The organism is Saccharopolyspora ipomoeae (genome assembly GCF_029952525.1).
Lineage (GTDB): Bacteria > Actinomycetota > Actinomycetes > Mycobacteriales > Pseudonocardiaceae > Saccharopolyspora > Saccharopolyspora ipomoeae.
This window is the reverse complement of sequence record NZ_JASAOF010000001.1, coordinates 301,572-320,434: the sequence shown is the minus strand read 5'-3', so window position 1 is coordinate 320,434 and position 18,863 is coordinate 301,572. Positions and strand designations below refer to the sequence as shown.

19 protein-coding genes are annotated in these 18,863 nt (G+C 72.4%); 15 read left to right on the top strand and 4 right to left on the bottom strand.

Annotated elements, in window-relative coordinates:
* Positions 1 to 30: 30 nt before the first annotated feature.
* Positions 31 to 726, bottom strand: coding sequence for an SDR family oxidoreductase (locus QFW96_RS01560; protein ID WP_281453647.1), 696 nt, complete (start codon positions 724 to 726; stop codon positions 31 to 33).
* 236 nt (positions 727 to 962) lie between these two features.
* On the opposite strand from QFW96_RS01560, the gene QFW96_RS01555 reads away from it, so the two are divergent.
* The 8 genes from QFW96_RS01555 to QFW96_RS01520 all read left to right on the top strand — a co-directional run bounded on the left by QFW96_RS01555 (position 963) and on the right by QFW96_RS01520 (position 9,149).
* The gene (locus QFW96_RS01555; RefSeq protein ID WP_281453646.1) at positions 963 to 1,940 is read left to right on the top strand and encodes a helix-turn-helix transcriptional regulator; all 978 of its coding nucleotides are present in this window, start codon (positions 963 to 965) and stop codon (positions 1,938 to 1,940) included.
* The gene (locus QFW96_RS01550; RefSeq protein WP_281453645.1) at positions 1,937 to 2,905 is read left to right on the top strand and encodes a helix-turn-helix transcriptional regulator; all 969 of its coding nucleotides are present in this window, start codon (positions 1,937 to 1,939) and stop codon (positions 2,903 to 2,905) included. The genes QFW96_RS01555 and QFW96_RS01550 overlap by 4 nt, the downstream gene beginning before the upstream one ends.
* Positions 2,906 to 2,924: 19 nt before the next feature.
* Positions 2,925 to 3,125 (top strand): bacteriophage holin, encoded by a 201-nt coding sequence (locus QFW96_RS01545; RefSeq protein WP_281453644.1) that lies wholly within the window; start codon positions 2,925 to 2,927, stop codon positions 3,123 to 3,125.
* An 86-nt stretch (positions 3,126 to 3,211) separates the two neighbouring features.
* Positions 3,212 to 3,484, top strand: a complete 273-nt coding sequence (tatA, locus tag QFW96_RS01540) for a Sec-independent protein translocase subunit TatA (RefSeq protein WP_281453643.1) — start codon at positions 3,212 to 3,214, stop codon at positions 3,482 to 3,484.
* Between the two features lie 103 nt (positions 3,485 to 3,587).
* Positions 3,588 to 4,457 (top strand): twin-arginine translocase subunit TatC, encoded by an 870-nt coding sequence (gene tatC, locus QFW96_RS01535; protein ID WP_281453642.1) that lies wholly within the window; start codon positions 3,588 to 3,590, stop codon positions 4,455 to 4,457.
* 44 nt (positions 4,458 to 4,501) lie between these two features.
* On the top strand, positions 4,502 to 5,401 hold the full coding sequence (locus QFW96_RS01530) for a diacylglycerol/lipid kinase family protein (protein WP_281453641.1): 900 nt from the start codon (positions 4,502 to 4,504) through the stop codon (positions 5,399 to 5,401).
* A 243-nt stretch (positions 5,402 to 5,644) separates the two neighbouring features.
* Positions 5,645 to 8,446 carry a DEAD/DEAH box helicase gene (locus QFW96_RS01525; protein ID WP_281453640.1) on the top strand — a complete coding sequence of 934 codons (2,802 nt, stop codon included), beginning with the start codon at positions 5,645 to 5,647 and terminating at the stop codon, positions 8,444 to 8,446.
* Positions 8,447 to 8,507: 61 nt separating this feature from the next.
* A complete protein-coding gene (locus QFW96_RS01520) occupies positions 8,508 to 9,149 on the top strand; it encodes a DUF4333 domain-containing protein (protein ID WP_281453639.1) in 642 nt (213 codons plus the stop codon).
* A 24-nt stretch (positions 9,150 to 9,173) separates the two neighbouring features.
* Here QFW96_RS01520 and QFW96_RS01515 read toward each other — a convergent pair whose 3' ends face one another.
* On the bottom strand, positions 9,174 to 10,088 hold the full coding sequence (locus QFW96_RS01515) for a 5'-3' exonuclease (RefSeq protein WP_281454017.1): 915 nt from the start codon (positions 10,086 to 10,088) through the stop codon (positions 9,174 to 9,176).
* A gap of 67 nt (positions 10,089 to 10,155) precedes the next feature.
* The gene (locus tag QFW96_RS01510) at positions 10,156 to 11,790 is read right to left on the bottom strand and encodes a phosphoenolpyruvate--protein phosphotransferase (RefSeq protein WP_281453638.1); all 1,635 of its coding nucleotides are present in this window, start codon (positions 11,788 to 11,790) and stop codon (positions 10,156 to 10,158) included.
* A gap of 111 nt (positions 11,791 to 11,901) precedes the next feature.
* On the opposite strand from QFW96_RS01510, the gene QFW96_RS01505 reads away from it, so the two are divergent.
* The 7 genes from QFW96_RS01505 (at position 11,902) to QFW96_RS01475 (ending at position 17,691) form a co-directional block, all read left to right on the top strand.
* A complete protein-coding gene (locus QFW96_RS01505; RefSeq protein WP_281453637.1) occupies positions 11,902 to 12,663 on the top strand; it encodes a DeoR/GlpR family DNA-binding transcription regulator in 762 nt (253 codons plus the stop codon).
* Entirely contained in the window at positions 12,660 to 13,604 is a 945-nt protein-coding gene (gene pfkB / locus QFW96_RS01500; protein WP_281453636.1) for a 1-phosphofructokinase, read from the top strand. The genes QFW96_RS01505 and pfkB overlap by 4 nt, the downstream gene beginning before the upstream one ends.
* On the top strand, positions 13,601 to 14,053 hold the full coding sequence (locus QFW96_RS01495) for a PTS sugar transporter subunit IIA (RefSeq protein WP_281453635.1): 453 nt from the start codon (positions 13,601 to 13,603) through the stop codon (positions 14,051 to 14,053). Before pfkB ends, QFW96_RS01495 begins: the two co-directional genes overlap by 4 nt.
* Entirely contained in the window at positions 14,050 to 15,528 is a 1,479-nt protein-coding gene (locus QFW96_RS01490) for a PTS fructose transporter subunit IIC (protein WP_281453634.1), read from the top strand. The genes QFW96_RS01495 and QFW96_RS01490 overlap by 4 nt, the downstream gene beginning before the upstream one ends.
* Positions 15,529 to 15,574: 46 nt before the next feature.
* Positions 15,575 to 15,850 (top strand): HPr family phosphocarrier protein, encoded by a 276-nt coding sequence (locus tag QFW96_RS01485; protein ID WP_281453633.1) that lies wholly within the window; start codon positions 15,575 to 15,577, stop codon positions 15,848 to 15,850.
* Between the two features lie 240 nt (positions 15,851 to 16,090).
* On the top strand, positions 16,091 to 17,224 hold the full coding sequence (locus QFW96_RS01480) for a M24 family metallopeptidase (protein WP_281453632.1): 1,134 nt from the start codon (positions 16,091 to 16,093) through the stop codon (positions 17,222 to 17,224).
* Positions 17,221 to 17,691 (top strand): Lrp/AsnC family transcriptional regulator, encoded by a 471-nt coding sequence (locus QFW96_RS01475; RefSeq protein ID WP_406689712.1) that lies wholly within the window; start codon positions 17,221 to 17,223, stop codon positions 17,689 to 17,691. The genes QFW96_RS01480 and QFW96_RS01475 overlap by 4 nt, the downstream gene beginning before the upstream one ends.
* A gap of 34 nt (positions 17,692 to 17,725) precedes the next feature.
* On the opposite strand, the gene QFW96_RS01470 is transcribed toward QFW96_RS01475, so the two are convergent.
* Positions 17,726 to 18,793, bottom strand: coding sequence for a GDSL-type esterase/lipase family protein (locus QFW96_RS01470; protein WP_281453631.1), 1,068 nt, complete (start codon positions 18,791 to 18,793; stop codon positions 17,726 to 17,728).
* Positions 18,794 to 18,863 lie beyond the last annotated feature (70 nt).

Below are 18,863 nucleotides of genomic sequence, written 5' to 3'. Positions count from 1 at the left end.
GGGAAGTTTTCATGAAAACTTCCCCACGCCTCAGCTCTGCGGAGCCTGACCGACCGGTCGGATCGTCAGCTCGTTGACGTCGACGGTCTCCGGCTGGCTCAGCGCGTAGAGGACGCCCCGGGCGATGTCCTCGGCCCGCAGCTTGGGGACGTCGGTGCGGTCGGCCGTCATGTCGGTCTCGACCATGCCCGGCTGGACGAGCGTGACCCGCACGCCGGTGCCGACGCACTCGGCCCGGATGTTCTGCGCCATGCCGGTCACCGCCCACTTGGTGGCGGAGTAGAGGTTGCCGGGGCGGATGCCGCGGCCGGCGTTGGACCCGGTCAGCACCAGGTGCCCGCGGCTGCGCACGAGCGCGGGCAGCGCCGCGCGGGCCGTGATGGCGGCCCCGTAGACGTTGGTGAGCACCATGTCCCGCCACTGCTCGGGCTCGGCGCCGCCGCTGCCCAGGAACGAGGTGGGCACGCTCATCCCGGCGTTGGCCAGCACGGCGTCCACGCTCCCGAAGCGCTGCTCGGTGGTCGCGACGGCCTCGGTGAGGCTCGCGTAGTCGGTGACGTCGCACGGCAGGGCCGCCGCGCTCCCGGCTCCCAGCTCCTCGACCAGCCCGGACAACGCCTCGGCGTCCCGGGCCAGCAAGACGACTCGATACCCCTGGTCGACGGCCAGACGCGCGGTAGCGGCCCCGATGCCCCGCGAGGCACCGGTGATCATCAGAACACCCATGTCCTCCACGGTAGGAAACCGAACAACACCTGAACGACTTTCGCATCAACGATGACTTCAGCACCCACCGAAACCGATCCCACGTCGAAAACCGCAACATTCGTCGCGTTGAGAACCCCGGTTTTCGCGCGATGAAAACCGGGGTTTTCGACCAGGGGTCATTCGGATGGGTGATGTGCGGGGGCGCGCCCGCCACCCGAACTCATGATCGAATGGGTGGGGGCTAGAGTTTCGGGGTGGCCACTGTGCGTGCTGAACGCTTGGTGAACTTGGTGCTCTGCCTGCTGTCGACCCGCCAGTACCTCACCGCAGAGCGGATCCGGCACATCGTCGCCGGTTACGCCGACGCGCCGTCCGACGAGGCGTTCTTCCGGACCTTCGAGCGGGACAAGGCGGAACTGCGCGACCTGGGGATCCCGCTGGAGACCGGGCGCAACTCCGCCTTCGACAGCGCCGACGGCTACCGCATCGCCCGCCGCGACTACGAGCTCGGCGACATCGACCTGGAACCCGACGAGGCCGCCGCCGTCGCGCTCGCCGTGCGGCTGTGGGACTCGCCGGAGTTCACCTCCGCCGCCCAGGGCGCGCTGCTCAAGCTGCGCGCCGCCGGGGTCGACGTCGACGAGCGCGCCTCGGCGGCCGTGGAGCCGAAGGTCCGCACCAGCGAACCCGCCTTCTCCGCGCTGCACTCGGCCGTGCAGGCCGGTCGCGTCGTCGAGTTCGACTACCGGCGTCCCAGCAGTCCCGAGGTGCGGCACCGGACCGTCGAGCCCTGGGGCGTGGTGTCCTGGCGCGGCCGCTGGTACGTCGTCGGTCACGACCGAGACCGGCAGGCACCCCGCTGCTTCCGGCTCTCCCGCATCCAGGGCCAGGTCACCGCCTTGGGGCGCAGCGGCGTCGTGCAGCGCCCGCCCGAGGTCGACCTGCTCCAGATGGTCGCCGGCGAGCAGCGCGAGCCCCCGCCGCCGACCCCGTCGCGGGTGTGGGTCGCCGACGGTCGCGCGCACGGCGTGCGGCGCTTCGGCAAGACCGTCGAGCGCCTGGAGCTCGACGGCGATCCCGGCGAGGTGCTGGAACTGGACGTGAAGTACCCGGAGTCCGCGGCCGGTTGGCTCGCGGGGTACGGGCCCGACGTGGCCGTGCTGCAGCCCGACACGCTGCGCAAGGCCGTGCACGAGATCCACCTGGACGCGGCGGGGGAGGAGCAGCGATGACCAGCGCGACGCAACGCCTGCCCAGGTTGCTGGCGCTGGTGCCGTACCTGCTCAGCCGCCCCGGCATCCCCATCGCCGACGCCGCCGCCGACTTCGGCGTGACCCCGCAGCAGCTGCGCAAGGACCTGGAACTGCTGTGGATGTGCGGGCTGCCCGGCTACGGGCCCGGCGACCTCATCGACCTGTCCTTCGACAGCGACTCGATCACCGTCACCTACGACGCAGGCATGCGGCGCCCGCTGCGGCTGACGGCCTCCGAGGCGACGTCGCTGCTGGTGGCGCTGCGCGCGCTGGCCGAGACCCCGGGCGTGCCCGACACCGACGCGGTGCAGCGCACCCTGGCCAAGGTGGAGAACGCCGTCGGCCAGGCCCGGCCGTCGGGCGTGGTGATCGGGCTCGGCACCGAGGACGCGGTCGACCCGGACGTCCGCCGGACGGTCCAATCGGCTGCGACCAGCGGAAAAGCGTTGCGCATCCGTTACTACACGGCTTCGCGCGACGAGATCAGCGAGCGGACGGTCGATCCGATGCGGTTGCTGCTGGTCGACGGCCGCAGCTACCTGGAGGCCTGGTGCCGCAGCGCGCGCGGCGTCCGGATGTTCCGGCTGGACCGCATCGACGACGCCCAGCGCCTCGACGAGCCGGCCCGGCCACCGTCCGAGGCCGAGCCGACCGATGTTTCCGCAGGTCTGTTCCAGCCCGCCCCGGACCAGCAGGTGGCCGAGCTGGAGCTGGAACCCGACGCCCGCTGGGTCGCCGAGTACTACCAGGTCGACGAGGTCACCGAGCTGCCCGGCGGGCGGGCGCGGGTGCGGATGCGCTACGCCGACCGGGCCTGGATGGTGCGGCTGCTGCTAGGCCTCGGCGGGCAGGTGCGCGTGCTCACGCCCGGTGAGCTGGGAGGTGACGTGCGTCAACGAGCGAGTGCCGCGTTGAGGCGGACCCGTCACCTTCCGTCAACCTGAGCCCGATACGGTGAAAGACGTGCCGTTCGTGTGGACTCTCGTGCTGCTGGCAGCAGGCCTCGTCCTGCTGGTGTTCCTGCTGGTCAGGACCCTGTTGGAGGTGCGCCGGTTCCAGCGCGCGCAGCGGAGCGCGACCAGCGCTCTCGCCGATCGCAGCGGAATGGTCAAGGCGCGGGTCGCCGGGCTGAAGGTGGCGATCTCGCAGCGCCGCCGCGGTTGACGAGAACCGGAAACGGACCTATTTGCCGACGCCTGCCGCGCGTACCATGAGCGCTCAGCAGGGACATCACGAAAGGTTGTGTACGGATGGGTTTGCCAGGTGGCTGGGAGCTGATCCTCATCGTCTTGGTTCTGGTGCTGCTGTTCGGCGCCACCAAGCTCCCGCAGATGGCCCGTTCTCTGGGACAGTCCGCTCGGGTGTTCAAGGCTGAGGCGCGCGGCATGAAGGCCGATGAGGAAGCCGCGAAGAAGGCTCAGTCCGAGAAGGAGCAGAAGCCGGAGCTGACCGCGGGCGAGCCGAGCGCTCCGCCGGCGACCTCGCCGGCCGAGGACAAGCAGCAGAACCAGCAGAAGAACTGAACGGGACGGGGCAAGCGAAGTGGGTGACAGTCCACTGCGTCGCCTGAACCCGTTCCGGAGTGATCGCCGTCGGTGGGGACGCAGGCACAACCCCGACGGCACGATGACGATCATCGACCACCTCTACGAGCTGCGGTACCGGCTCGGGGTGGCGGTGACGTTCGTGATCATCGGGGCCATCCTCGGGTTCATCTGGTTCTCCACCGCGCCGTTCGGGTGGCCGACGCTCAGCGACGTGCTGCTCCACCCGTACTGCGCGCTGCCGGTCAACCAGCGGCTGAGTCCGAACGGGACCTGCCAGCTGCTGCAGACCGAGCCGTTCGAGATCTTCATGCTGCGCATGAAGGTCGGTCTGTCGGTCGGTGCGCTGCTGTTCAGCCCGGTGTGGCTGTACCAGCTGTGGGCGTTCATCACGCCCGGGCTCTACGCCAAGGAGCGCAAGTTCGCGCGCTCCTTCGTGTTCTTCGCGACGATCCTGTTCGTCGCGGGCGCGGTGCTGGCCTACTACGTGGTGCCCGAGGCGCTGACGTTCATGGCGGGCTTCGGCGGCGAGGCGTTCTTCACCGCGCTGACCGGTGGCAAGTACATCAACTTCATGCTGCTGCTGCTGGTGATCTTCGGCGTGAGCTTCGAGCTGCCGCTGATCCTGGTGATGCTCAACCGCGCGGGCGTGGTCACCTACGACAAGCTCCGCCGCTGGTGGCGTGGCCTGGTGTTCGCGCTGTTCGTTTTCGCCGCGGTCGCCACGCCCGGTCAGGACCCGTTCTCGATGCTGGCGCTGGCTGCGGCCCTGTCGCTGCTGTTCGCGCTGGCGGCGCTGATCTGCCGCTCGCACGACCGGCGCAAGGCCAAGAAGATGGCGGCCGAGGGGCTGACCGGTGTCGGTCTCGACGAGGCGTCGGAGATCGACCCGATGGCCTCGCAGCTGGACACGACACCTTCGGCGATGCCCAAGCACGACGACGCGACCTGACGCCCGGGCCCCTGGCCAAGCGGGCCGCCGGTGGGCTTAGATGCATGCTCATGCGTTGCGTCCTGGTGATCAATCCCGCGGCCGGTGGAGGTCTTTCCGCGAAGGTGGTCGGTGAGCTCACCGACCACCTTCGCGCTGTCTGCGAGGTGCGGACGGTGATCGCCACCGACGCGGTCGGCACCGAGGCCGCCGTGCGGCGCGCGGTGGAGGACCGGGCCGACGTGCTGGCCGTGGTCGGTGGCGACGGCATCGCGCACCTGGCAGTGCAGGCCTGCGCGGAGTCGGCGACCGCGCTGGCGATCATCCCGGCGGGCACCGGCAACGACCTGGCGCGCAGCCTGGGCATCCCGCGCGAACCAGTCGCCGCCGCCCGCGCCGCGGCCAAGGCCCTCTCCGCCGGATCCCGGCGGCACGTCGACCTCGGCAAGGTCGCGGGCACCGGATGGTTCGCCACCGTGCTGTGCGCCGGGTTCGACGCGAAGGTCAACGCCCGCGCCAACCGGATGCGCCGTCCGCGCGGGCAGCGCCGCTACGACATCGCGCTGGTCCGGGAGCTGCTGGGGCTGCGCACCGGGACGCTGCGGGTGGAGACCGAGCACGGCGTGCTCGACACCGAGGCCACGCTGATCGCGATCGGCAACACCGGCTGGTACGGCGGCGGCATCCCGATCTGCCCCGACGCGGTCGACGACGACGGCCTGTTCGACGTGACCGTGGTCGGGAAGGTGTCCCGGCGGGAGCTGGTGCGGATCCTGCCGCGGCTGCGCACCGGGCGGCACGTGGACCACCCGGCGGTCACCACGCTGCGCGCCAAGACGGTCCGGCTCGGCGGTGACAACGGGTGGCTGGCTTACGCCGACGGCGAACCCCAGGCCCGGCTGCCCCTGACGATCCGCTGCGTCCCAGGTGCCCTGAGCGTCGCTTGTGCGCCATCGCACGGGTGAAGATCCGTGCTGCTCCACTTGCTTGGCGGTGCGGGTAGCGGAACCTGAGACGTCTTCTGGACTCCGTGCACCACTCCTGAGGCAGCCAATGCGCGGCGTCGCGGCGTACTCGCCAGAAGACGTCTCAGAACCCGCGGCGGTGCCGGCTGCGGAGGTGGGTTTCCCGGCTCGCGGCTTCGCCGCTTGCGCCACGTCGTGAAGCACTGTGAGACACCGGTCGGTGTGATGTGAAAACCTTGGGGCGTGGCTGCCAGCCGTTCCAACCCGACCAAGCTCTCGCCGGCCGATGCGTACGCGGCGCACTCCCGCCGCAGCGCCCATCCGAAACTGGCCGAGTTCATCGCGGAGCTGTCCTTCGAACTAGACCCCTTCCAGCTCACCGGGTGCCAGGCGCTGGAAGCCGGGCGGGGCGTGCTGGTGTGCGCGCCCACCGGCGCGGGCAAGACCGTGGTGGGCGAGTTCGCCGTGCACCTGGCGCTGTCGGAGGGGCGCCGCTGCTTCTACACCACGCCCATCAAGGCGCTGTCCAACCAGAAGTTCGCCGACCTGAGCGAGCGGTACGGCAGCGACGCGGTCGGGCTGCTCACCGGCGACACCTCGATCAACGGTGACGCGCAGGTGGTCGTGATGACCACCGAGGTGCTGCGCAACATGCTCTACGCCGGTTCGCGCGGGCTGGACCAGCTCGGGTACGTGGTGATGGACGAGGTCCACTACCTCGCAGACCGGTTCCGAGGCGCGGTGTGGGAGGAAGTCATCCTGCACCTGCCCGACTACGTGCAGGTCGCGAGCCTGTCGGCGACCGTGAGCAACGCCGAGGAGTTCGGCGAGTGGCTGCAGGAGGTGCGCGGCGACACCACGATCGTCGTCGACGAGCACCGGCCGGTGCCGCTGTGGCAGCACATGCAGGTCGGGCCCCGGATGTTCGACCTGTTCGGCGGGGAGACCGACGACCACGAGCTGAGCATCAACCAGCACCTGCTGCGGCACACCCAGCAGCTGGCCCGCACGCACCTGCCGCAGGGGCGCCGCGGCGCCCCGCCGCAGAAGCGCAAGGGCCCGCGCCCGCCGCGGTTCTTCCCCCCGTCGCGGTTGGAGATGCTGACCAGCCTCGACCAGGCCGGGCTGCTGCCCGCGATCGTGTTCATCTTCAGCCGCAACGGCTGCGACCAGGCGGTGCAGCAGTGCGTCCGGGCGGGACTGCGGCTGACCTCCGAGATCGAGGTCGAGGAGATCCGCGAGGTCATCGACGAGCGCACCGCCAACCTGCCCGACTCCGACCTCGGGGTGCTGGGCTTCTGGGAGTGGCGGGACGCGCTGGAGCGGGGCGTGGCCGCGCACCACGCCGGTCTGCTGCCCGCGTTCAAGGAGACCGTCGAGGAGCTGTTCGTGCGCGGCCTGGTCAAGGCCGTGTTCGCCACCGAGACGCTGGCGCTGGGCATCAACATGCCCGCCCGCACGGTGGTGCTGGAGCGGCTGGTGAAGTACAACGGCGAGTCGCACGTGGACCTCAGCCCCGGCGAGTACACGCAGCTCACCGGCCGTGCCGGGCGGCGCGGCATCGACGTCGAGGGCCACGCGGTGGTGGTCTGGCAGCCCGGCGTGGACCCCAAGCAGGTCGCCGGTCTGGCCTCGACCCGCACCTACCCGCTGCGCTCGTCGTTCCGGCCCGGCTACAACATGGCCGTCAACCTGGTGCAGCGCGTGGGCCAGGACGCAGCTCGGGATCTGCTGGAGCAGTCGTTCGCGCAGTTCCAGGCCGACCGGTCGGTGGTGGGGCTGTCGCGCCGCGTGGAGCGCAACGCCGAGGCCCTGGAGGGCTACACCGAGGCGATGGAGTGCCACCTGGGCGACTTCGCCGAGTACTTCGACCTGCGGCGCCGCATCTCCGAGCGGGAGAAGGCGCTGGCCAGGCAGAACCGGCAGTCGCGTCGCGCGGAGGCGGCCAAGTCGCTGGAGAAGCTGCGCAAGGGCGACGTGATCTCGGTGCCCGCGGGTCGCCGGTCCGGGCTGGCCGTGGTGATCGACCCGGGCCTGGAGCCGATGGGGGAGCCGCGTCCGCTGGTGGTGACCGAGGACCGCTGGTCGGGGCGCCTGTCGGTCGCCGACTTCACCTCGCCGGTGGAGGCGCTGGGCAAGATCAAGCTGCCCAAGCACGTCGACACCCGCTCCCCGAAGTCCCGCCGGGACCTGGCGTCCTCGCTGCGCAACACGGGCCTGAGCGCCCCGGGCGGGCGCGGTCGCAGGCGTTCGGACGCGGGTGACGACGCGGAGCTGGCTGCGTTGCGGCGGGCGCTGAAGGCCCACCCGTGCCACGGCTGCGACGAGCGGGAGGCGCACGCCCGCTGGGCGGAGCGCTACGAGCGGCTGCGCGCCGAGAACGAGAACCTGCGCCGCAAGGTCAACAGCACCACCCACTCGCTGGCCCGCTCGTTCGACCGGATCGTGGCGCTGCTGACCGAGCGCGACTACCTGCCCGCGCCGGGCGGCAAGCCCGGTGCGGACGAGCCCGAGACGCAGGCCGGTCAGGTCACCGAGCACGGGCGCCGGTTGTCGCGGCTCTACAGCGAGTCGGACCTGCTGGCCGCCGAGTGCCTGCGGGTGGGCACCTGGAAGGGCCTCGGCCCGGCCGAGCTCGCGGCCGTGGTGTCCTCCCTGGTCTACGAGGCGCGGCGGGAGGGCCCTGCTCCGCAGGTGCCCGCCGGGCCGGTGACCGACGCGCTGATGTCGACCTGGCACCTGTGGGAGGAGCTGGAGGACGACGAGCGCAGGCACAAGCTCAACCGCACCCGCGAGCCCGACGCCGGTTTCGCCTGGCCGGTGTTCCGGTGGGCGCGCGGTGAGTCGCTGGAGAAGGTGCTCACCGCCGCCGAGTCGGCGGGCACCGAGCTGTCGGCCGGTGACTTCGTGCGCTGGTGCCGCCAGGTCATCGACCTCCTGGACCAGATCCGCGACGTCGTCGGCACCCAGGACCAGGTCGGTGCGGCGGCGGCGAAGGCCGTGACCGCGATCCGCCGCGGCGTGGTGGCCGCCGGTGGGGTGTGAGCCGACTGTGGTTGGATCACTGAACGTCGGCCGCGCCAGCTGAATTCATCCGGAGGTGTAGATGTCGTCCCCCTACGGCCCGCCAGGGGGTTACCCCCAGTGGGGGCAGCAGCCCCAGGGGCCCGGGATGCAGCCGGGCGGGATGCCGCAGGGCCAGCCGCAGCCGGGCGGTTACGGCGGTGTGCCGCAGCCGGTTCAGCAGCAACCCGTCCAACAGCCGATGCAGCAGCAGCAACCGATGCCGCCGCAGCCGGTGCCGCAGCAGCCGCTCCAGCCCCAGCAGCCGCAGTACGGGCAGCAGCCCTACGGCTACGGGCAGCCGCAGCCGTACTACCCGTCGCCGGACGGGTTCGGGTTCCCGCAGGTGCCGCCGAAGAAGGCGGGGCGCTCGAAGCTGCCGTGGATCCTCGGCGGTTCGGGCGTGCTGGTGGTCGTCGCCATCGTGCTGGTGCTCGGTTTCGTGGCGCCCGGGTTCTTCGTGCGCCCGGTCTTCGACGCGGCCAGCGTGGAGAAGGGCGTCACCCAGACCCTCAAGGGCTCCTACAGCCTCGCCGGGGTCGGCACCGTGACGTGCCCGGACGGTCAGCCGGTGGAGGTCCAGCGCCGCTTCGACTGCCAGGTCCAGGTCAACGGCCAGAACAAGACCGTCACCGTCACCGTCAAGAACGAGGACGGCGTCTACGAGGTCGGCCACCCGAAGTAGGCGGGAGATGTCGGGTGGTCGCGGCTAGTTCTCCAGCGCGGCGACGAGTCGGTCGATGCTGGCTCCGAGACCCCAGGTCTTCTGCAGGTCGTGGAGGCGGTCGACGTCCGGTGCCGCGGGCATGGCGTCGGAGTCGCGGTCCATCACCACGGGGGCGTCGCGGACGACGTTGACCACCGCCGGGGCCGCGGCCAGGTACTCGGCGGAGTCGGTGAGCTTCGCGCGGACGCGCGAGGTCAGGCGGGCGTCGCCCTCGGCGGCGCCGCGCAGCAGCGCCTCAAGCGAGCCGAACTGGGTGATCAGCTTCGCGGCCGTCTTCTCGCCGATGCCGGCCACGCCCGGCAGCCCGTCGGACGGGTCGCCGCGCAGCACCGCCATCTCCGCGTAGTCCGCGCCCGCGCGCTGCGGGTTCAGCGCGTACTTCTCCGCCAGCTCAGCCGGGCCGAAGTCCTGGGCCTTGGCCAGGCCCGCGCCGATGTAGATGACCCGCACCTGCGGCTCGGCGCGCACCAGCTGGAACAGGTCGCGGTCGCCGGTGACGACCTCCACCGGATCGGTGCGCTCCCGATCGGCCAGCGCCCCGATCACGTCGTCGGCCTCGAACCCCTCGGCCTCGGCGGTGGCGATGCCCGCGGCGTCGAGCACCTCCATGATCACCGGGATCTGCGGGGACAGCGCGTCGGGCACGTCCTCGGCGTCCGGGTCCTCCACGGCCACCCGGTGCGTCTTGTACGAGGGCAGCGCGTCGACCCGGAACTGCGGGCGCCAGTCGTTGTCCAGGCAGGCAACCAGCCGAGACGGCCGCCGGTCGGTGATCAGCTTCGCCAGCATGTCGCAGAAGCCGCGCACCGAGTTCACCGGCGTGCCGTCAGGGGAGGTCAACGAGTCGGGCAGCGCGTAGAACGAGCGAAACCACAACCCGGCGGAGTCCACGAGCATCAGAGGTCCGGTCACACCCCCAAGCTTGTCATGCGGGGGTGACGACGTGTGCCCGACCTGCCGCGGATCAGCCGTCCAGGACCGCGCGGGCGCGTTCGCGGGCTTGGGCTGCTCCGGGGGCTGAGACCGCCTGTTCCGCTGCTCGTCGCCAGGTTTTCAGCGGGTGCTCGGCCAGGGCCGCGCCGACCGAGGGGAGGGCCGCGGCCGTCATCGAGAGGCTGGCGACTCCCAGTCCTGCGAGGACACCGGCCAGCAGCGGGTCGGAGGCGGCCTCGCCGCACACGCCGACCGGTGCGGCCTGCGCGCGGGAGGCTTCGCCGAGCATCGCGACCAGGCGCAGCAGCGCGGGCTGCCACGGGTCGTTGAGCTCGGCGAGCGCGCCGATCATGCGGTCCGCGGCGCAGGTGTACTGGGCGAGGTCGTTGGTGCCGATGCTCGCGAAGTCCACTTCGGACAGGAGCTCCCCGGCGCACAGCGCCGCCGCCGGGGTCTCGACCATGACGCCGACGCGGCCGACACCGGCGGCGCGGGCCCGCTCGGCGAACCACGCCGCCTCGGCCGGGGTCGCGACCATCGGTGCCATCACCGAGACGTCGGCGCCGGTGTCCTCGGCCGCCGAGACGATGGCGGCCAGCTGGCGATCCAGCAGGCCCGGCCGGTCGAAGGCGACCCGCAGGCCCCGCACGCCCAGCGCGGGGTTCGGTTCGGCGTCGACGTCCAGGAACGGCAGGGGCTTGTCCGCTCCGGCGTCGAGAGTGCGCACCACGACGGGCTTTCCGGCGAACGGCCGGAGCACCGCGGCGTAGGCCTCGCGCTGCTGGGCCTCGGTGGGTTCGGTCGTGGCGTCGAGGAAGCAGAACTCGGTGCGGAACAACCCCGACCCCTCGGCGCCCGCGTCGAGGGCGGCGGTGGCGTCCGTGACCGAGCCGACGTTGGCCAGCAGCTTCACCGCGTGCCCGTCGGAGGTCGATCCGGTGCCGTGCCAGCGGTTCTCGGTGCGGGTCGCGGCTTCGGGCACGAGCTGCTCGGCGACGAGTTCGACCGTGCCCGCCGATCCGTCCACCCTGGCCCCGGCGGCCTCGGCGCTCAGCGCGCCGCGCGCGGCCACGACGGCCGGGATGCCCAGGGAACGCGCCAGGATCGCGGTGTGGCTGGTCGGGCCGCCCTCCTCGGTGACCAGCGCGAGCACCATCTTCGGGTCGAGGTCGGCGGTGTCGGCCGGGGCGAGGTCGCGGGAGACCAGCACGCTCGGCGTGCTCGTCGCGGGCACTCCCGCGACGGCGACACCGGAGAGCCGGGCGACGAGGCGGTCCCGCACGTCCTCGACGTCGCGGACGCGTTCGGCCAGGTAACCGCCCGCGGCGGCCAGCGTCTCGGCGAACTGCGCGGCGGCCTCGAAGACCGCCCGGGCGGCGGGCAGCCGCCGGTCGGTCACCGCCCGCTCGGCGGCGGAGAGCAGGGACGGGTCGGTGGCCATCGCGGCCGTGACGTCGAGGACCGCCCGCGCCTCGCCGCTCGCGCGCTCGGCGCGGTCCCGCAGCTGCGCGGCCACCTCCTGCGCGGCGGGCCGGATCCGGCCCGCCTCGACCGCGAGGTCGGCGGGCTCGGGTCCGCTGGCGGGTTCGGGCAACCGGTCATGAACCAACACGACCGGGCCGGCCGCCCGGCCGGGGCTGACTCCGACTCCTCGTACCGTCGACATGCACTGCTCCCTACGCGACGAGCTTCAATCCTCGTGGGCCCGAGGCCTTGACAATATGACAACAAGAGGCAGAATCAGGCAACACCAAACACCAAGCGGAGGAAAACGGGCATGTACGGGGCGGAGCGCCAACAGCTGCTGGCGCAGCGGGCGAGGCAGGACGGGCGCATCGACGTCACCGCCGCCGCGGCCGAGTTCGAGGTGGCACCCGAGACGATCCGCCGCGACCTCGCCGCGCTGGAGCGGCAGGGCCTGCTGCGGCGCGTCTACGGCGGGGCCATCGCCGTGGAACGGCTCGACTTCGAACCCGGAGTCCCGCTGCGCGACCAGACCAACGCCGAGGCCAAGGAGCGCATCGCCAAGGCGGCCCTCGACCACGTCCCGGCCCGGGGCACCGTGCTGCTCGACGGAGGGACCACCACCGCCAAGCTCGCCGCGCTGCTGCCCGCCGACCGGGAGCTGACCGTGGTCACCAACTCGCTGCCCGCCGCCAACCTCCTGGCGGCCCGCAACGGCGTCAACGTGCACCTGCTCGGCGGCCGGGTGCGCGGCACCACGCTCGCCACCGTCGAGTCCTGGGCCCTGGACGTGCTCCGGCAGCTGACCGTCGACGTCGGTTTCTTCGGCACCAACGGCTTCTCCGCCGCGCGCGGCTGCACCACGCCCGACCCCGCCGAGTCGGCGGTGAAGTCGGCGATGATCGCCGCCTGCAGGCAGCGCGTGCTGCTGGCCGACCACAGCAAGTACGGCGACGACCAGTTCAGCCGCTTCGCCGAGCTGTCCGAGATCGACCGGGTCATCACCGACGACGGCCTCGACCGGGCCGCCGTCGACGAGCTCCAGCGGACCGAGGCGGAGGTGGTGCTGGCGTGATCGTCACCGTGACGCCCAACCCCAGCCTCGACCGCACCGTCCAGGTCGACCGGGTGGTGCCCGGCGAGGTGCACCGCGCCAAGCAGGTGCAGCTCGACCCGGGCGGCAAGGGCGTGAACGTCGCCCGGGCCCTGGCTGCCGCGGGCGTGCCCACCCTGGCCGTGCTGCCCTCCGGCGGAGCCGAAGGGGCCCGGCTGGCGGAATTGCTGGCGCCCGAAGCGGTTCCGGTCGTGGAGGTCCCGGTGAACGCCGCGACCCGCAGCAACATCGCGGTCGTGGAGGCCGACGGCACCACCAGCAAGTTCAACGAGCCCGGACCGCGCCTCACCGAAGCCGAGATCGCCGCGCTGGAGACCTCGGTGATCGAGCTCGCCGGGCGCGCCGAATGGCTGGTGACCTGCGGGAGCCTGCCCGACGGCTGCCCGCCCGACCTGCACGCCCGGCTCGTCGGCGCGGCCCGCGCCGCGGGCACCCGGGTCGCCGTGGACGCCTCCGGCCCGCCGCTGGCGCTGGCCTGCGAGGCGGCCCCCGACCTGATCAAACCGAACCTCGCCGAACTCGCCGACCTGGCGGGTGGCCCGCTGCGCGACCTCGGGGACGTGCTCGACGTCGCCCACCGGCTGCGGGCCGACGGGGTGGGCACCGTGCTGGTCAGCCTCGGGGAGCTGGGCGCGGTGCTGGTGAGCGCAGCCGGCGCCCTGCACGCGACGAGCGCCGCCGCCGAGGTGCGCAGCACCGTGGGCGCCGGTGACGCGATGCTCGCCGGGTTCCTGCGCGAGAGCGCGGTCGGGGAGGCGGCGCTGCGCAGCGCCGTCGCCTACGGCACGGCCGCCGTCGGGCTCGCGGGAAGCCGCATGCCCGGATTGAACGACGTCCACCCGCAGCGCGTGCGGGTGGACGCAGTGGACGCAACAGTGAGCCTCAGCGGAGTGGCTGCATGACAACCGAACTGATCACCCGGGACCTCGTCGAGCTGGAGCTGTCCGGCACCGACCGGCGGGCCGTGGTCCGCGAACTGGCCCAGCGGCTGGTGGACGCCGGCCGCGTCACCGACCTCGAAACCTTCCTGGCCGACATCGACGCCCGCGAGGCGCAGATGCCGACCGGCCTGGAGGGCGGCATCGGCATCCCGCACTGCCGCTCCACCGCGGTGACCGCGCCGTCGCTGGCCTTCGGCCGCAGCAGCGCGGGCGTGGACTTCGGCGCCGAGGACGGACCCGCCAAGCTGATCTTCCTGATCGCCGCCCCGGAAGGTGGCGGTGAGCAGCACATGACCGTGCTGGCCGCGCTCGCGCGCCGCCTCGTGCGCGCCCAGTTCAAGACGACGCTCGCCGAGGCCACCGACCCGGCCGAGCTGGCCGCCTACATCAGCGAGGAGGTCGCACCGTGAAGTACGTGGCCATCACCGCCTGCCCGACCGGGATCGCGCACACCTACATGGCCGCCGAGGCCCTCGAACAGGCGGCCGCCGACGCCGGTGCCGAGCTGAAGGTCGAGACCCAGGGCTCCGCCGGATCGACCCCGCTGTCGGCAGAGGACATCCGCAGCGCCGACGCGGTGATCTTCGCCGTCGACGTGGGCGTGCGGGACCGGGAGCGCTTCGCCGGCAAGCCGATCGTCGAGGTCCCCGTCAAGCAGGCCATCAACGACGCGCCCGCGCTGCTGACCCGCGCCGCCGAGGCCGCCGCGGAGGCCCCCGAGCCGGGGTCCGCGGAGCCCGCCGAACCCGCTGAGCCCGCGCTGTCCAGCAAGGTCGCCGCCGGTGCCGGGTTCGGCAGCCGGCTGCGGCAGTGGCTCATGACCGGCGTCAGCTACATGATCCCGTTCGTGGCCGCGGGCGGTCTGCTGATCGCGCTGAGCTTCGCGCTCGGCGGCTACCAGATCACCGACGCCCCGCCGGTCACCGACCACTTCGACGCGACCAGCCTGGTCTCCTGGGCTGCGCTGGCCAACCAGATCGGCTCGGCCGCCTTCGAGTTCCTGGTGCCGGTGCTGGCCGGGTTCATCGCCTTCGCGATCGCCGACCGACCTGCCATCGCCCCCGGTTTCGTCGGCGGCGCCATCGCCGTGACCGTCGGCGCCGGGTTCCTCGGCGGACTGGTCGCGGGTCTGCTCGCCGGTGCGGTGATCGCCGGGCTCAAGACCGTCAAGGTCCCGCGCGGGATCGCCGGGATCATGCCGGTGGTGGTGCTGCCGCTGCTGGGCACGCTGGTGGTCGGCATCCTGATGTTCGTGGTCGTCGGCAAGCCGATCGCGCTGGCCATGACCGCGCTGACCGACTGGCTGACCGGGTTGTCCGGGGCCAACGCGGCCCTGCTCGGTGCGCTGCTGGGAGCGATGATCGCCTTCGACATGGGCGGTCCGATCAACAAGGTCGCCTACACGTTCGCCGTCGGCGGCCTGAGCATCGGCAACACGACCTCGCTGGAGATCATGGCCGCGGTGATGGCCGCGGGCATGGTGCCGCCGCTGGCGCTCGCGCTGGCCTCGGCCGTGCGCGGTGGCCTGTTCACCCCGGCCGAGCGGGCCAACGGCCGCACCGCGTGGCTGCTGGGCGCCTCGTTCATCACCGAGGGCGCCATCCCGTTCGCCGCCGCCGACCCGCTGCGGGTCATCCCGTCCACCGTGATCGGCGCGGCCACCACGGGTGCGCTGTCGATGAGCTTCGGCGCCACGCTGCGCGCCCCGCACGGCGGCATCTTCGTGACCCCGCTGGTGGGCAACCCGCTGCCGTACCTGGCCGCGATCGTGATCGGCGTGGTCGTCTCCGCCGCCGCGGTGCTGGTCGCCAAGCGGATCGGTCGGCCCGCGGGGGAACCCGCCGCCGAGCGGGCCGCCGAAACCGCCGAGCCCGTCGCCGCCTGAGCCGTCGGAACGCCTTCCACCCCAACGACTTCCGAGAGGAATCCGCATGCACCGCCGCGTCCGCATCGCCGCCTCCGTCGGCCTGCACGCCCGCCCCGCCGCCCTGTTCGCCCAGGCCGCGGCATCCCGCTCCGAGTCCGTCACGATCGCGAAGGTCGTCGACGGCGTGGCCGGCGAACCGGTCGACGCGGCCAGCGTCCTCGGCGTGATGGGCCTCGCCGCCCACCACGGCGAGGAGGTCGAGCTGACCTGCGCCGACGAGACCTCGCTCGACGAGCTCGCCGCGCTGCTGGAGCAGGACCTGGACAAGGCCCCCGCCTGATTCGAGCCGCCTGATTTGAGCCGCCTGATTCGATCGGCCTGACCCGGTCCGCGGTCCGCGACCGTGAACCGGGTGCGAGACAGGCGACTTACCGCCACCACGACGACCTCGGGTGGGGGGACGTCGCCTGTCCGGCCGTGCTCGAAGGCGCCGGACGCCCGGATCACCGGGGCCGATGACGAGGCGGGGAACCACCGGGCGCCGGTCGGCGGACAACCCCGCCGGGATTAGGCTTGGACCATGGCCACCGTCTCGTTGAAGCAGGACCCCGCCGTGCTCGCCGCGCGCCTGACCCGTGCCGCGGAAACCGCTGCCGCCTCCGACCTGGACGCGCTGCTGATCACGCCCGGCTCCGACCTTCGCTATCTGCTGGGCGCCGGAGGTGAGTCGCACGAGCGGCTGACCTGCCTGGTGCTGCCCGCCGACGGCCGACCCGCCCTCGTGGTGCCCAAGCTGGAGGCCCCCGGGTACGCCGACGTGCCGCTCGACGGCCTCGGCATCGAGGTCGTGACCTGGGTCGACGGCCAGGACTCGCACCGGATCGTGGCCGACCTGCTGGGCACGCCCTCGCGCATCGCGGTGGCCGACGCGATGCCCGCGCTGCACACGATCCCGCTGCGCGGCGCGCTCCCCGACACCGAGCAGGTGCTGGCCTCGCCGGTGCTGCGCGAGCTGCGGATGCGCAAGGACGCCACCGAGCTGCAGGCGCTGCGCGACGCCGGTGCCGCGATCGACCGGGTGCACGCCCGGATGGCGGAGTTCCTCAAGCCCGGCCGCACCGAAGCCGAGGTCGGCGCCGACATCGGCGAGGCCATCATCGCCGAGGGGCACACCGAGGCCGCCTTCATCATCGTCGGCTCCGGCCCCAACGGCGCCAGCCCGCACCACTCGGTGTCCGACCGGGTGATCGAGCGCGGTGACGTGGTGGTCATCGACATCGGCGGACCGATCGCCAGCGGCTACAACTCCGACTGCACCCGCACCTACGCCGTCGGCGAGCCCTCCGGGGCCGACGTGCGCGAGACCTACGCGGTCCTGCAGGCCGCGCAGCGCGCCGCCGTCGCCGCCGTGCGGCCCGGCGCCACCGCCGAGTCCATCGACGCCGCCGCCCGCGAGCCCATCGCCGCGGCGGGCTTCGGTGAGAACTTCGTGCACCGGACCGGTCACGGCATCGGCCTCGACGTGCACGAGGAGCCCTACGTCGTCGGCGGCAACGACCTGGTCCTCGAAGCGGGCATGGCGTTCAGCGTCGAGCCCGGCATCTACCAGCAGGGCAAGTGGGGTGCGCGGATCGAGGACATCGTGATCGTCACCGAGGACGGCGTGGAGAGCGTGAACAACCAGCCGCACGAGCTGGTGGTGCTGCCGGCGTGAGCGAACGGAACACCGGCCCGGGTGCCCTGGAGGCCACCGACCGGGCGATCCTGCGCGAGCTCGCGCGCGACGGCCGATGCAGCTTCACCGAGCTGGCCGAGCGCGTCGGGCTCAGCGTGTCGGCCGTGCACCAGCGCGTCCGGCGGCTGGAGCAGCGGGGCGCGCTGCAGGGCTACACGGCCAAGGTGGACGGTGAGCAGATCGGTCTGCCGCTGACCGCGTTCATCTCGCTGACCCCGATCGACCCGGCCGCCCCGGACGACTACCCGCAGCGGCTGCAGCACCTGCCGGAAATCGAGTCCTGCTACTCGGTCGCCGGTGACGAGTCCTACATCCTGCAGGTCCGGGTGGCCTCGCCGCTGGGGCTGGAGGACCTGCTGCGCCAGATCCGCGAGGCCGCGAAGGTCTCGACCCGCACCACCGTCGTGCTGTCCACGCCGTTCGAGAACCGGCCGCCCGCAATCTGATTCGCGAAACCGCGCTCGTGGGGCGCGGTCCGGTTCACCGGTGGGCGTCGGCGAGCGGCACGGCCGTGAGGTTGCCGCGCTCGTCGGGCAGGCAGGCCGCGCCGGGCTCGGTGGTGGCCAGGAACTCGCCGAGGCAGCGGGCCAGCTGGGCGTGGCCGGCGGCGTTGGCGTGGAAGGACTCCTGCATCGCGTGCGGTGCGCGCTGCTCGTCCTTGAGCGCTTCCCAGTCCACCGTGAGCCGGGTGAACCACTCGTCGCTCGCGGTCCGCGGATCACCGGTGCACGCCTCGTGGCCGTGGCCCGCCCGCGAGAGGTCCAGGAACCGCGCACCGGCCTGGCGGGCCACGTCGTGCAGCCCGTCGGAGAGCTGCGGCACGCCGACGTCGCGGATCCACGCCAGGTCGCTCGGCTGGAACGGGCACCCGGACAGGCCCTGCAGCTCCGGCCGCACCTCCGGGCCCACCGGGGACGCGTAGGACTGCACGATCAGCTGATAGCTGGTGGGCGTGTAGCCGGCGCTGTCCATCGCCGCGCGGATGTCGTGCACCGCCGCGAGAGCCTTGGGCTCCATCCGCTCCACCCGCTGCGGCCACCGGTCCTGCAGCTGCGTCGCGCAGCCCTGCGGGGCGCGGCGGGCCCAGGACTCCACGCACTGGTTGACCACCTCGGTGAAGCCCGGGTCGTCGTTGGCGCCGATCTGCACTACGACGTCGGTGATCCGGTACCGCTGGGCCAGCTCGGCCAGCTGCACCGACTGGGACTTCTCGGCCCCGACGAACTCCTGGTCGCTGAGCAGCGACTCGGTGCGGGCACCGGAGCAGGCCAGGTTGATCCGGGTCACCTCCGGCGGCAGGCGCAGCTGGTTGACCGGGGCGGCGGGGGAGCGGTGGCACCAGTTGTCGTTCTCGCCGTTGGTGCCCGCGACGTAGTTGCCGCCACCTTCACCGGACAGCGTGGAGTCACCGACCGTCACCACGGCGGCCGGCAGCTGCTTGGGTTGCAGCGGCAGACTCGGCAGGTACTGGTCGCTGATCAGCACCGCGAGGGCCAGCAGACTTCCCACGAGCAGGAGGATGAGCGATTTCGACTTGTGCGCCCGCATCACCGTGAGTCTACGAAGCCGCCCCCGGCCGCCCACCGGCACCTGCGGTCGCGGCGGGTCGCGGGGTCCC